11 protein-coding genes are annotated in these 14388 nt (G+C 35.5%); 7 read left to right on the top strand and 4 right to left on the bottom strand.

Annotated elements, in window-relative coordinates; all coding sequences use genetic code 11:
• From AN490_RS12270 to AN490_RS12295, 6 genes are all read left to right on the top strand, one after another.
• On the top strand, positions 1–1034 hold a 1034-nt coding region (locus AN490_RS12270; RefSeq protein ID WP_300003548.1), incomplete at its 5' end, for an AAA-like domain-containing protein.
• A 155-nt stretch (positions 1035–1189) separates the two neighbouring features.
• Positions 1190–4144: an ABC transporter substrate-binding protein gene (locus tag AN490_RS12275; protein WP_366925038.1), complete on the top strand. Its 2955-nt coding sequence runs from the start codon at positions 1190–1192 to the stop codon at positions 4142–4144.
• 26 nt (positions 4145–4170) lie between these two features.
• Positions 4171–4428 carry a MoaD/ThiS family protein gene (locus AN490_RS12280; protein WP_168653128.1) on the top strand — a complete coding sequence of 86 codons (258 nt, stop codon included), beginning with the start codon at positions 4171–4173 and terminating at the stop codon, positions 4426–4428.
• A 37-nt stretch (positions 4429–4465) separates the two neighbouring features.
• Positions 4466–4873, top strand: coding sequence for a hypothetical protein (locus tag AN490_RS12285; RefSeq protein WP_300003552.1), 408 nt, complete (start codon positions 4466–4468; stop codon positions 4871–4873).
• Positions 4874–5302: 429 nt separating this feature from the next.
• Complete coding sequence (locus AN490_RS12290; protein WP_213712259.1) at positions 5303–5608, top strand: hypothetical protein; 306 nt, start codon at positions 5303–5305, stop codon at positions 5606–5608.
• A 514-nt stretch (positions 5609–6122) separates the two neighbouring features.
• Entirely contained in the window at positions 6123–6614 is a 492-nt protein-coding gene (locus AN490_RS12295) for a hypothetical protein (RefSeq protein ID WP_300003554.1), read from the top strand.
• Between the two features lie 17 nt (positions 6615–6631).
• On the opposite strand, the gene AN490_RS12300 is transcribed toward AN490_RS12295, so the two are convergent.
• The 3 genes from AN490_RS12300 to cysH all read right to left on the bottom strand — a co-directional run bounded on the left by AN490_RS12300 (position 6632) and on the right by cysH (position 9317).
• The gene (locus AN490_RS12300) at positions 6632–7888 is read right to left on the bottom strand and encodes an exonuclease subunit SbcD (RefSeq protein ID WP_015083138.1); all 1257 of its coding nucleotides are present in this window, start codon (positions 7886–7888) and stop codon (positions 6632–6634) included.
• A gap of 65 nt (positions 7889–7953) precedes the next feature.
• The gene (locus AN490_RS12305; RefSeq protein ID WP_300003557.1) at positions 7954–8529 is read right to left on the bottom strand and encodes a transposase; all 576 of its coding nucleotides are present in this window, start codon (positions 8527–8529) and stop codon (positions 7954–7956) included.
• Between the two features lie 83 nt (positions 8530–8612).
• A complete protein-coding gene (gene cysH, locus AN490_RS12310; RefSeq protein ID WP_168632835.1) occupies positions 8613–9317 on the bottom strand; it encodes a phosphoadenosine phosphosulfate reductase in 705 nt (234 codons plus the stop codon).
• A gap of 199 nt (positions 9318–9516) precedes the next feature.
• Here cysH and AN490_RS12315 point away from each other — a divergent pair, with 199 nt between their 5' ends.
• Positions 9517–10260: a TPM domain-containing protein gene (locus tag AN490_RS12315; RefSeq protein ID WP_300003560.1), complete on the top strand. Its 744-nt coding sequence runs from the start codon at positions 9517–9519 to the stop codon at positions 10258–10260.
• Between the two features lie 75 nt (positions 10261–10335).
• Here the strand turns inward: AN490_RS12315 and AN490_RS12320 are convergent, their stop codons facing one another.
• The gene (locus AN490_RS12320; RefSeq protein WP_300003562.1) at positions 10336–14271 is read right to left on the bottom strand and encodes a GAF domain-containing protein; all 3936 of its coding nucleotides are present in this window, start codon (positions 14269–14271) and stop codon (positions 10336–10338) included.
• Between the last annotated feature and the right edge of the window lie 117 nt (positions 14272–14388).

Here is a 14388-nt window from a genome sequence, read left to right on the forward strand (position 1 = left end):
AGAATATGGTTTCATTTATGATAATAAAGATTACTCGGTTTCCCTGTATAGTACATTTGATTGTATCTCACTCAAGCGAAAACCGTTATAAGAGGGATATTAAAAACATTCTAGAAATAATTCACAATCAAAATCAAGTTTTAGTCTTATTGCTAGATGAATTTGATAGCATTTTTGAGAAAAATGATAATAAAGATGAAATACTAATATTTCACAAAGGATTTCAATATTTCAAGGATGATGTAGGCGAGTGTCTGTCTATGATTATGACTGCCTCTAAAAGTCTAGATAAATTTCTTCCAGAAAATATGGATGATTACTTAGGTATTCCATGTTTAGACCTTACAACATTTGAAGATTCAGAAGTGGTTCTTTTATGGAATGAAATGCCAACTTCATTAAAAGAGAAAGAAGAATTACGGAAGATGATACAAAAAATTACTGGTGGTTATCCCGCGCTTATTCAAAGACTTTGTTATCATTTATATAATCAATTCAAGGATTTGAATGGAGGACAAACTCTTACTAAAGAGTTTATTAACAAATTAGAAAGTGATTTCAATAAATATGCTAGAAATATACTTCAATATATATGGTTTTCCTTAGATGATACAGAGAAAATGCTTTTGATGCTCATTGCTTTATATAATTTAGGAGGAAAAATAGATGACAGAAGGTACGATGTGAATGATGCTGGGAAGATTTTTACAGATTCAGCATACAAGAGTAAAATAGAAGACTTAAAAGCACGTGGGATTATTTTTTTTAATAGTGTAGAATTAGAAAAGAATGTAAAACAGCAAAAAGAAGTATATTATTTTACCGCTTCTTCTATGCAGGAATGGGTAATCAGGGAAATTGCCGGTAATAGTCAAACACAAGTCGCTGAAAGAGAGAGAATTTTCTTGATAATGACTAAAGGACAATTAAATACACAGTTTAGTAACATTAAAAATGCTATGAACTTCATAGGTGAAAATTTTGGAACTATTAAAAGTTTGGCTGGAGGAATTTCAACAATACTTGGTGTTTAGTAATTTACAGATATGCCTATATATGTATGCGTAATTTCCCTTCAAATCCTTACACAGTAGGTACTCCAATTAGAGATACAGAGAAATTTTTTGGCCGCGAAGGTTTGTTTTCTGTGATTGAGGACAATCTTCAGCAAAATGTACAATTAATTTTATTGTATGGTCAAAGACGGATTGGCAAATCATCTGTACTCAAACAAATTCCTAAAAAGATTAGTATAAATGAATTTGTTTTTATTAATTTTGATTTTCAACAAACAGAACAATTATCTACCTCAGAAATTTTACGTTTAATTGCGATTGGAATTATAGAAGAATTATGCACAAATCAGGAATTCCTATTCCATTTAGCAGAGAATATACAAACCAATATTGAAATTTTCTCCCGTGATTTTCTACCAGAAGTTTATAAGCAGATAGGCAATAAAAAATTAGTTTTTCTATGGGATGAATTTGATATCTTGAGTGAGACAAATACTGAATCTAATTCTGATACTGAAAATTTTTGTGCTTATATTACACAATTACTGGAAAGAAATACAAAATTATTTATTATCCTAGTATTAGGAGGACACCTTTCAAAATTGCCAAAGTTGCTTTCTTTATTGCGTCAAGCACCATATAAAGAAATTGCTTTATTAGATGAAGATAATGCTGAAAGACTAATTACTAAACCTGCTGAGGGAGTTTTACAATACGAAAAAGAAGCGATAGAAAAAATTCTAACCCTATCAGCAGGGAATCCATATTTTACACAAGTCATTTGTTTTACTATTTATAATCTAGCACGTAGTCGTTATCAAAATAACGAAATAGATGATTCCTTAAATATTATAACTAATCAAGATGTTGAAAGTATTGTAAACCTAGCAATTGAAGTAGCGGAAGGTGGTTTATCCTGGTTCTGGGACGGATTGACTTCTGAGCAGCAAGTTATTCTTTCCGCAGCAGCAAAGGCTCAAAAAATAGCAATTGAGCAAAATGAGCCTGTTCCTGAAAGTCCACTAACACTACTAAAAAGTTATGGAATATTAATGGAATCCTTAAATAAAGTAGCAAATGAACTGGCTGAATATGGTTTCTTAGATAACACAGAACGCAGAGTAAAAATAGAATTAGTCCGTCGTTGGTTGGTTCAAAGACATCGGTTGCAGGATGAGATCAGCTTATTGGAAAAAATTGAGGAAGAAAATGTTAATAATCTCTTGACAGTAGCGGATGCTTTGCATAAACAGGGTAATGTACAGGCATTTCGAATTTATGAGCAGGCCTTAAAACTTAATCCTAACAATTTTAGAACTGTAATGTATCTGGCTCAAGAATATTTGCAGACCAAAAATATAAATGAAGCCTTTGAACTTTACAACCGAGCTTACCAATTTTATTCTATCAATAATAGGCAAAAAATTATTTTACAGCCTTTATTGACTCTATCTGAAATATACTCACAAGAAGAAAATTTTGAACGAGCTTTAGAAATTTACACACTAGCCTACGAAATTGATAGAGAAAATACCAAAGAGGATTTTTTAAAGACAAGAGAAAATTATGTACATAAATTGATACTTGAAAGAGAATGGACTAAAGCAATAGAGCAATGTGAATTAGTTTTGCAAATTGATCCTCACAGAATATTATCTCAACATAAACTAGAAGAAATTCGATTACTTAAGTCTAAAACTAATCTTAAAGTTAAAAATAAAAATTATATATCCGTACTGATAATATCTCTAGGAGTAGCTGGAATCGTAGTTTTTGGTTTAAGTGGGCTTCAATTTTTCAGAACTTGTCCAACAGATGAAAGAAAGGAATTAGGTGTTTTTTGTGTGGCAGACAATGGTAGAATTAGTCGAGGCGATCGCACCTTCTTCCCTAAAACTCCTAATATTCCTCGTGACCAAGGAATTCAAGCCTTTAAAAAAGGTGATTATCCACCAGCTGCTAATCTATTTCAACAAGCTGTTAAAGCCAATCAAAATGACCCAGAAGTGCTAATTTATTATAATAATGCCCTAGCTCGTCAACAAGTTTCTCCGTTTACATTAGCAGTAGTTGTACCATTAGATAAAAACATAACTGATGCTCAAGAAATATTACGTGGAGTAGCTCAAGCACAAAACCAATTCAATAGCAATAGAGGCTTAAATGGCAGATTACTCGAAATTGTGATTGCTAATGATAGCAACACAGAAAACGCTAAAGAAGTAGCACAAGAACTCATCAAGGATTCTCCAATACTAGGAGTAATTGGTCATAATTCTAGTGATGCTACCCAGGCGGTATTACCAGAATATGAAAAAGCTAAATTGGCGGTTATTTCCCCCACTAGCACTAGCATTTTACTAAACAATCCAGTTTTCTTCAGAGCAGTTTATTCTGATGAAAGTCCTGGAACAAAACTTGCTGAATATACTTATAAAAGTCTGAAATTGAAAAAAGCAGTAATTTTTGCAAATCCAAATAGTCCATATAGTAACAGCCTCAGAGAGGTATTCACAAATCAATTTGAAAAATTAGGAGGTGAGGTAGTTCATAAACCTTTAATTAATTTAACTGCTTCTACATTTAACGCAGAAAAAGAAGTTGCTAAAAGTGTCTATGGTGATAAAGCAGAAGCAGCGTTGTTGTTTCCAGATACACAAAGCACTGAGATTGCTCTCAATGTTGCGAAAGAAATTACCAAAATAAACGAAACACTTAGAACTCAAAATCCACCAAGACGAGAATTAAAAATGTTAGGTGGAGGTAGTCTTTATAAGGGTGATATCTTAACCAACGATGGGAAAAATGTAGAGGGTTTAATCATTGCAGTACCCTGGTTTGGAGCAACATCACAAGCTCAACCTTTTGCCAAAAAAGCAGAGCAGCAGTGGGGAGGAGGCATTAGTTGGCGAACTGCAACTAGCTTTGATGCAACTCAGGCTTTGATTAAAGCTTTATCTAATAATCCATCTCGTAGTACAGTATTAAGAGGGCTGGAAAATGTCAGTCTTTCTGCTAATGAAACATCGGGTTATCCTCTTAAGTTTACACCAGAAAGGGAGCGTGAAGGTCAATCTATTCTTTTACAAATTAAGGGAGGTAAATTTACAATAATACCCAATAATTAAATTATCAGTTGATTTACAAAAATTATATGTCCCAATCTATCGCTGTCACCGTTAAGTTATTTGCTGTTTATCAAGAAGCTTTTGATGTGTCCGAACTAGTGTTAGATTTTCCTGATGGTACACCAGTTCAAGCTGTGTGCGATCGCTTAATTGCTGAACACCCAAAATTAAGTAAATGGCGAGAAATAACCCGCTTTGGTGTGAATTTACAATTTGTTGCACCAGATACCATTCTCCAAAATGGTGACGAGGTGGTGTTAATTCCCCCAGTCAATGGTGGTTAATGAGGATATATTCAAAGCCATTAAAAAGAAATTAAAGATGATTAAGTTAATTTTTACAACAATTTTGATAGTTTTCCTCACAGCTTGTACTACTATTGCCTTATTACCAACACCGGAACTAGTGCAAAAAGCGATCGCACTCCAACTAGAACAAACCCAACAACAACTTAACCAACAGCTAGATTTAAACTTCCAAAAATTTAATATTCAGCGGATATCCATTACTCAACAACAACCCCTCACCATTGAAAACTTACCGGCTTATCGGGTACAGGGAAATTATGATTTTACGGTTAAATTACCAAAACGCAGTTTTAAACAACTTGAAAAACCCTTTGAAGTTTATCTGCAAATTCAACAAGAAGGTAAAAGTTGGCGGTTATTAATACCAGAAAAAACCCGTCAAAATCCTCAATCAAAATGGCAAAGTTACTTAATTCTTTAATGGAACGAGTTCCAATTATGATAGTTATCTTATCAAAAAGATAAAATAATTTTATAACTTGACATAACTTATCTGTACCAAAATAAATGTACATAGCTGATATAATTAAAATCCTAACCTCATCAAAAATCGGCGTTGCTGATAGCCTGCGTGGCGATAGCCATATTGAGGTATGAAACTAAAAACTCAAAATCTAAAACTTTGCGTCTTTGCTCCTTTGCGACTTTGCGCGAAACAAAATTCATACCGCCATTATGCAACGCCCAAAAATATATCAATCTCAGATTCAACCTGTGATATATGCTGGTTTAAGGTTAGACTCTAAATATATAGGAAAAAAATACTTCTTTCCTTAATTATTGTAAAATTCACTTAACAAACAAAGATTCAGTTTGAACAAGTGTCATCTAATACAAAGGACAAATAAAAATGACAGAAAATAATCAGGATAATATCAGTAATACTGAAGAAACTTCTCAAGGAACAATCATAGTTGCTGGAATGCGTCCCATTACCACCGGGACATTGCAAGTAGTTGATACCTTCAACTCTATGGGAATTCGTCCCATAGGTGCAAACACATTCCAAGTAGTTGATAGTATTAACTTGTCTGGTATTCGTCCCATAGCTTCTAGCACCTTGGTAGTTGCTGACAACTATTCTGTCTTCGGAAATCGGCCAATAGCACCAAATACCTTTGACGATTCCGAACTTTTGATGGGTTTTCTAGACTAATTACAAGATTACTCGGTAAGCGTAAAGCTCAGTCACTTTAGTGCTGAGATATAAGCGACACGGGCGAATTTATTCGCCTAACTCGTTGACTAGTAACAGTAGGTGTGATATACTTTCAAAAGTTCCATAATTTAAGTATAACTAAACAACGTAAAAACTTAACTAATTTGGTTGAGTGCGTAGTCATACCTAACAGTATTGCAGTTTAAGCAATTGTAAGTTGGCTCATTGATTAAAGAATCTCAGTGTCTTTAGACCTGAGAGTGTCAAATTTCCAATATTTTCATCATATCAAATTCAACCTGGTTTTATGAATAAACTAGGTTGTTTTATTAGAAGGAGTCAGGAGTCAGGAAGAAGAATTAGAAGGAAATAAGAATAGTCTCAAATCTGGGAAAATGATAGCTAAATGAATAGTTTCAAAGTTTATTCCTTGCACATTATTCACATTTTATCCTTCTCAATTCATTGATTTATTTATCAAGGTTTTAGGTTTATTAAGCAAGCCCTAATTATGGCAAAATCTTCAATTTTATCAACATCTTTAAACTTTCACGAAGATTATCCATGTCCAGTATGTCACGTGGGTAAAATTTCGCAAATGTTGATGATGGAAACTATGTGTTGTGATTTTTGCAATGAAATATTTACAGTTAACTTAGAATTACAACAAGTTAAAATGCCTTCTAGAGAACCACCTTTAGTTTGGAATTGGAATGGATTAAGGTGGACCCAAGCACGATTAGGAAATGTGGAATTAGGTTGGGGTTATGGTTTGTCCGCAATTGCTTTTATTATTTTACCGACTACCTTAATAGGAATTACAGCCTATTATTTTCCTCCTCATTCTCATGTTCCGCTTTCATGGATTCCATTTATTTGGACTGTGCTAACTTTTTTATCACACTTAGGAATTATTGTGTGGATTTTTATTGAAGTTTATCAGCTTCCCATTATCGCATATTTGCGAGCTATTACCCGTTGGCAAAATAGACTAGTTAGGTAGAAAAGTTCTGACTCCTATTAATTTTTAATTCCGCCCTGCGGTACTAGCAAAATCCCCTCATCATCTGCTAATAAATTGTGTGCTGCTTCCAACATAGATGGCATTATTTCTTGCAAATCTTCCCGATTATTTAAGTAAGTTTTTAAAGCTGACATTGGGTCAATACTGCTACTCGCGCTTAATTCAGGAATGCGGGGTTTTGCTAACTGACTCACTAATTCGGCTTGTATAGTGTAAGTGTGCGCGACACTTAAAGCTTGGTGAAGAGAAGAGTTATCAATTAAATCCAATTGTTCTGATTTCAATTTGTAAATAAGTCGCACCACATTATCTTGAATATCATATTTAGCAATTCCTTTTAATAATGCTTTTTGTGGATCATCCTGCTTAGATAAATCTATCTCAATAGTCCGAAAAGTTCGCACAGGTAAAGGACAAAATTCCCAATCTGCTTTCCCTTTTTCCAAATCTATCATCACATAACCTTTGTCTTCCTTCTCTTCACTAAAATCTACCCGTTCAATACTTCCAGGATAAATTACCGGTGGGTCATTAGATTTATTTAAATTTTGGTGTTTGTGGACATGACCTAAAGCCACATAATCAAAACATGGTCTAGTTAATAAAGATAAAGGTAAGGTAAAACCTTTCCCGACTGCTAATAAACGTTCTGCACCTAAAGTGGCATTATCAGCCATTAAATGAGCTAAAAGTACAGTGGGTAAATCTGGGTCAAGACGGCGAATTTCTCCTTCGATAACTACCTCTAAACGGTCTGTCAGGAGTTGATTTACTTCAGCTAAAGAAGAACCTTGAGTTTCTTGACGAGTCATCAAAGTTGAACGAGTTAACCAAGGAAGAGTAATGATTTGCACATCTCCGCTGCGGGTAGAAATGCGATGAGTTGTTAAAGTATCACCAACCACAAACCCTGGTACTCCCAAAGTCCGATAAATATTTAAACTCGCACCTCCCAAACCCTGGGAATGTTGGTCATGATTTCCCACTAATAAGACTGTGGGGATATCTGCATCAACTAAACGGCGAAATTGATTAGCAAAGGCTTCTTGAACATAGGGTGCAGGTGTGGCATTGGGGAAAGCATCACCACCAAATAAGACTAAATCTACATGATTGGCGATCGCTCGGTCAATACACAAAGATAATGTTTTCACAAAATCCTCCAGTCGTGTGTTTAAACCTGTGGCTGGATTAACGCGCCCGTGGCAAAAACCGCTACCAATATGAATATCTGAAAGATGGAGAATTTTCATAGTTTATTGGTTGTAAGGGTTTAGATCCCCGACTTCTTTGAGAAGTCGGGGATCTATTCTTCGATCTATTCTAAATCTAGTAGCAGTTTTTTGAAGTCACTGCTATGAGGTAAGTTATGATCCGCTAAAAATTGCTGATAAACTGATTCTTCCTCAATCTGCATTTTGATATACTCTATCTTGGGTATTGTTCCTTTTCTTAATCCAGCATATTCTAAATAACTGGAAAACTCCCATTCTTCGGGTTGCTTCACCAGTGATGCTTTCACAGGATTGAGATGAATATACTGAGAGAGGTTAACAAGATAGTCAGTTTGTGAAATATGAATACTTTGAAACCTTCCCTGAAATAATACTCCAGAACGGTTAAAACGTTTATTAATTGCTTTTGTGTAAGAAAGTGAGAGAGATTTCATAGCATCAGAAAGGGTTTCATCTCTCAGATAGACTAGAAGATGATAATGATTAGGCATTAAACAGTATGCAATAATATCTACTGAATTTTTAATTAGATGTTCTCTGATCAGTCGAAGAAAATAAATATAGTTTTCACGTTCAAAGAAAATTATTTGGCGATTGTTTCCGCGATTATAAACATGATCAAAGTTGCCAGTTTGGAGTGGAATCCTTCTTTGTCCCATAATTGGATGTTTATTCGCATTATTTCAGAGAGTTCAGAAATTTCAGATCCCTGACTTCTTAAAGAAGTCAGGGATCTAAGAGATTAAATGTGAATTCCACACTCAGTTTTTTCGCTTCCTCTCCAACGTCCAGCGCGTTCGTCTTCACCTTCACCTACTTTAGTAGTAATGGGTTCGTCGCCAATGCTAGGATAACCTTCGTCATGAAGAGGATTGTAAATTACTTTATGTTCAGCTACATAAGCCCAGCTTTGTTTACGAGTCCAATTAGCTAGAGGGTTGATTTTTAATCTGCCTTTACCATCTAATTCTAATACGGGCATGGTAGCACGAGTAACGGCCTGATCACGACGGCGACCTGTAATCCAAGCTACAGTATTGAGTTCATCTAATCCCCGTAAAAGTGGTTCGATTTTGGTAATGTCGTGGAATTTAGCAATATCTGTATCCCAGAGGGCTGCACCGAATTTAGCAGCAAAGGCTTCACGGCTATCCACGTCTGGTGTTTTATAAGTTTGTAAATCTAGGTTATAGATTTCTTTGACTTTACCAACCAATTCTAAGGTTTGAGGGAAATGATAAAGGGTATCCAGGAAAATTACAGGAACGGGATGCTGAAGTACGCTATAGAAAATATGTGTCAAGATAATATCATCTACGTTGAAGGCGCTAGTTTGTACCAGTCCTGTGGGGATATTCTGCACAGACCAGGCTAAGATCTCTGTAGGACTTGCGGTTTCAAATTGCTGATTTAGTGATGCTAAGTCAAAGGCGGTAGAAGTTGTCATGATCTTTCTCTAAAACAAAGATTTTTTTACTTTTATTAAATTTAATTTTACCTTAATAAAGTCACATATCCCCCCGATGATTGAGGAAATAGGGCAGAGCGTAGGTTGCAGGGGAGATATTTCCAACCAACAACTAACAACTGACAACTGACCTAATTATGTAGTATTTTGATTGCAAGTCTGTTTAAGGATTCATCCCATGCAACAGTTACTCAAGCAATTATTTAGTAACTCAAAATACCTTGTCCGTCTCATTTTTCCTGTATTGGTAATGATGATGGCGAGTTCACTGTTTATTTTACCTGCTGCTGCTACTGGTGTATACCAAATACCCAGTTTAACGGCAGATACTTGGATTTTAGATCAAGGTGATGTGATTAGCCGATTGAATGAAGGTCAGATTAGTAAGACTTTCCAGGATTTAGCTCAGGAAACTGGTAACGAAGCCAGAATTGTCACTATTCACCGCCTCGACTATGGGGAAACACCGGAAAGTTTTGCCAAGGGACTATTTAGTAAATGGTTTCCAACAGCAGCAGAACAGGCTAATCAAGTGTTATTACTTGTTGATACTGTTACTAATGGAACTGCTTTAATTAGTGGAGATCAGGTTAAGTCTCTGTTAACTGATTCTATCGTCCAAAGTGTGGCTGAAGAAACATTGGGTACAGCATTACGTGGTGGTAATAAATACAACCAGGGATTTTTGGATGTAAGCGATCGCTTGGTGGCTGTTTTATCCGGTAAACCAGATCCCGGTCCACCAGAGATCAAGGAAACAGTCCAAGTAGAAGGAACTTTTACCAAAGCTGAAGAAACAGATCAAGGTAATGCTACTGCTTGGGTTGTCGGGCTGTTAATTGCGGCCACTGTCATCCCAATGGCTACATACTACATTTACTTAGTGTTTCAAAAACCACCCTCTCAGGAATCTGAGGAATAGGGAATAGGGAATAGGGAATTGGTTATTTTTTTCTTTCCAATTCCTGACTCCTGACTCCTGACTCCTATTTTTTATTTAAAACACTGTTTCTTCAGGAATAATTATTTTCTGTATTTTCAGAATTTTCTGACTCCAAAGTTCTAACATTGCGACTAATTTATCTTTAGCTACTGGTTTACTTAAATAATCGTCCATACCAGCATCTAAACAAATTTGTTGGTCTTCTTTCATGGCATTAGCAGTAATAGCAATTACTACAGGTTGTTGATGTTTAGCAAAGGAACTTACTGGACGACGACGAATTTCTTTTGTGGCTTCTAAACCATCAAGAATTGGCATTTGACAATCCATGAAAATCAAGTCATAGGGAATTTTATCTAATAATTCTAATACTTCTTGACCATTGGCTACGGCATCTGCTTGATATCCTAGATTTTGAAGTTGCTTGAGAAAGACTTTTTGATTAACTAGATTATCTTCTGCTAACAGCAACTTTAATTTGGATGTATTCTTGTTAGTTATTGCTGGCAACTCTTCATTGATAGCAATCTGAGAATTATTTATTTTCGATTGAGAACCTACTATATTCATAATAGTATCAAGCAGTCGAGTAGGCTTAACCGGCTTGACTAAATAACTGATAAATCCTATATCTAATGCCTTTTTTACTTCATCTCTTTGATTAGTAGAAGTCAGCATAATTAAAGGGACATTAGCAATAGCTGGATTTTTCCTAATTTGTATTCCTAGAGTCAACCCATCTATCTCAGGCATTTGCATATCAATTATGGCAATATCATAGGGCATCTGCTGTGTTGCGGCTGTTTCTAAAGCTGCAAGTCCGGCAATAGCAGAATCAACTTCATCTATGTGCATTCCCCAACTGATAGCTTGGTGGTGGAGAATTTCTCGATTGATAGTATTGTCATCTACTACTAACAACCGTCGCTGACTAAGAATTTGATAATCTTGATTTTGAGAAACAGATTCTGGCTGTTTAGTAAAAGATAAATTAAACCAAAATTTAGAACCTTTACCAATCTCACTTTTGATGCCAATTTTTCCACCCATTAAAGTTACTAATTGTTGGCAAATGGCTAGTCCTAAACCTGTACCGCCATATTCACGGGTAATAGAAGCATCAACTTGGGTAAAGGGTTGAAAAAGGTTATTTTTATCTTCAGTGGTAATGCCAATACCTGTGTCTATGATGGCAAATTGAATGGTAGCTGTATCATCGGTTTCTGAAATTAATTCTAGTTGAATAATTACTTCTCCTTGGCTGGTGAACTTGATCGCATTACCCATCAAATTCATGATAACTTGTCGCAGACGACTAGCATCTCCTTGGATATAAATTGGGACATTGGCAGGAATTAATGCTGCTATTTCTAGTCCTTTATCATGAGCTTGGGGTGCTAACAGTTCTATAACTTCTTGAATGCAGGTAGATAGGTTAAAATCTAGGGTTTCTAGCATCATTTTCCCGGCTTCAAGTTTGGATAAATCCAAAATTTCGTTAATCAAGGATAAGAGAGCATCACCACTAGTCCGCACTGTTTCCAAAAAATATTGTTGCTCTGGATTAAGGGGAGTTTCTAATAGTAAGCCAGTCATGCCCAAAACGGCGTTCATTGGGGTACGGATTTCATGACTCATATTGGCCAAAAAACTACTTTTGGCTTGTAATGCTGATTCGGCTTCCTGTCGAGCTATTTCTAGTTCTTGACGGTGAATAATTTCTGATTCTAATAGTTTAGCTTGGACTAAGGCAATACCGATTTGATCAGCAAGCGATCGCAATAATTCTCTTTCCCAACTATTCCAATGACGGGGTTGAGTACATTGATGAGCAACCAACAGTCCCCAAAATTCATCTTCGAGAAAAATAGGAATCACAAGGTTGGCTTTGATCTGAAATCTTTCCAGTAGTTGTCGGTGACAAAGTTGGATATTGGCTTTTTCTATATCATCAATACTGGTAATCCATTGTTGAGCATATTTATGAGCGTGTTTTTCTACAAAACAAGGGTCAAAAATCTGCTCTCCTATGACAACAGGGATACCGGGAATCAATGCTTCTTTACGTGCAGTTAAATTGCCATTTTCTTCTAACTCTAAGATGAGGACACGATCAGCTTTTAGCAGCCTTTTAACTTCGGTAACGCTAGTTTGGAGGATGTCGTCAATTTGTAAAGAGTCGCGGATTTTTAGGGTGATATCGGCTAATAATTGTGATCGCAAATTTTGCTGCTTTAGTGCTTCTTCTATTTGTTTTCGCTTAATAAATTGACCTATTTGGTTGCCAATAGACATCATCCCTTCCAGTAGATCTGCATTTTCTAGCTGCATATTTTTACTAAAGAAAACCATGACCCCAATATTTGTATTACCACTACGAATAGGAAAACCAAAAGCTGTTTTCAATCCTATTTGAGTAGCAATATCTGTTCGCAGAAAATTCTGATCATTACAAATATCAGTTAGCCAAATAGGTTGAAATTTAGATAAAATTCGGCCATGGAGACCAATTCCTGGAGCAAAAGTAATTTTTCTAGTAATTTCTTCAAGCTGTTTAAATTCTGAACCTGATTCATACCAAATATCTAAACAACGCAGAATATTTTCTGATTTATCCATAACCCAAATTTCGCCCCAATCCCATGCCAATGTTTGACAAATTCCTTTTAAAATGCGATGGGTGGTATTCTGAATATTTATAGCTCCTGCTAAGGCATTAGTTACCGCATATTGGAAACTGAGATATTGTTCATTTTGTTTGCGCTCAGTAATATCTATCCCTGTACTAACAATGTATTCTATTTGGTTTTGACTATCCAGCAGAATAGTATTTGACCAATCAATTAATCGTTGTCTTCCATCTCTTGTTATCCAAGAAGTTTCGGATTCTCTTGGTCTTTTATCTAATTTTATTTGCTCAAAAATAGCTTGAATTGATGGCTGATCTTTCTCGGCTAAAAATAGCTGCCAAAAACATCGTCCTAAAACTTCTCCACAGGTGTAACCAGTATTTTGTTCGCAAGCTCGATTGAAGCGGACAATTTGCCCTTTATCATCGAGAACAATCACTAAAACGCTGGCTGTATCTAGAACACTAGAAATGAAATTACGTTCTGTTTTTAGAGATTCCTCTACCCATTTGCGGGCAATGATTTCCCGATAAATAAGGTAGTAAATCATCGCCATAATTATGACACACAAACCGATAGCAATCTCCAATCCAAGCAGCATACTATGTGTAGTATTAGTTAATTTTATTGATTGTTGCTGAAGAATTTCTTGGTCTTTTTGATTAAATTCATTGAATCTTTCATATTGTGCTAATGTCTGTTTTTGCTGATTATTTATATTTACAATTTCTTTAATATTTTGATAGTAAAATATCCCAATTATCACTAAAATTGATGATGTTAAGCCAAACCAGCCGCCAATTTTCACAAAAAATTGTTTGTTAGCTTTCTTTTGTTTTTGATGTTTAGTAGTTACCAATAGTAAGCTATCTAAATTGCGTCGTAGTTCTAGCTGTTTCATGACTTGGCAGCCCAATATTTTCAAAGCCTCTAGTTGTTCAGCCGTGAGTTCCCTTGGCACATTATCAATCACGCACAACGTTCCTAAACCATAACCCTCAGCATCAATTAGAGGTACACCTGCATAAAATCGAATATTAGGATCGGATGTGACTAAGGGATTGGTAGCAAATCTGTTGTCAAGAGTGGCATCAGGAACAATGAAAACATCTTTTTGGCAAATGGCGTGAGTACAAAAAGCAATATCACGAGGTGTTTCTAATGCCTCTAAACCGACTTTAGACTTAAACCATTGCCGGTTTGTGTCAATCAAACTTACTAAAGCTATGGGAGTTCCACAAATATAAGCTGCTAAACGAGTTAAATCATCAAAAGCAGCTTCCGGTGCAGTATCCAGAATCTTGTACTGTAATAGTGCCTCTATTCTGGCGGTTTCATCATGAGGTAATAATTCTTTCATGTTGTAATTTTGTTACTTATTAAAAAGATTTTCTAGTTTTAATAATTTTCCTGAAAAAAGTGCAGAAATGTATTATTTTTTTCTTTTTTGAAGCATAAGTAAGTGGGAATTAGTTAC

This window comes from Anabaena sp. AL09 (genome assembly GCF_001672255.1).
Classification (GTDB): Bacteria; Cyanobacteriota; Cyanobacteriia; order Cyanobacteriales; family Nostocaceae; genus Dolichospermum; species Dolichospermum lemmermannii.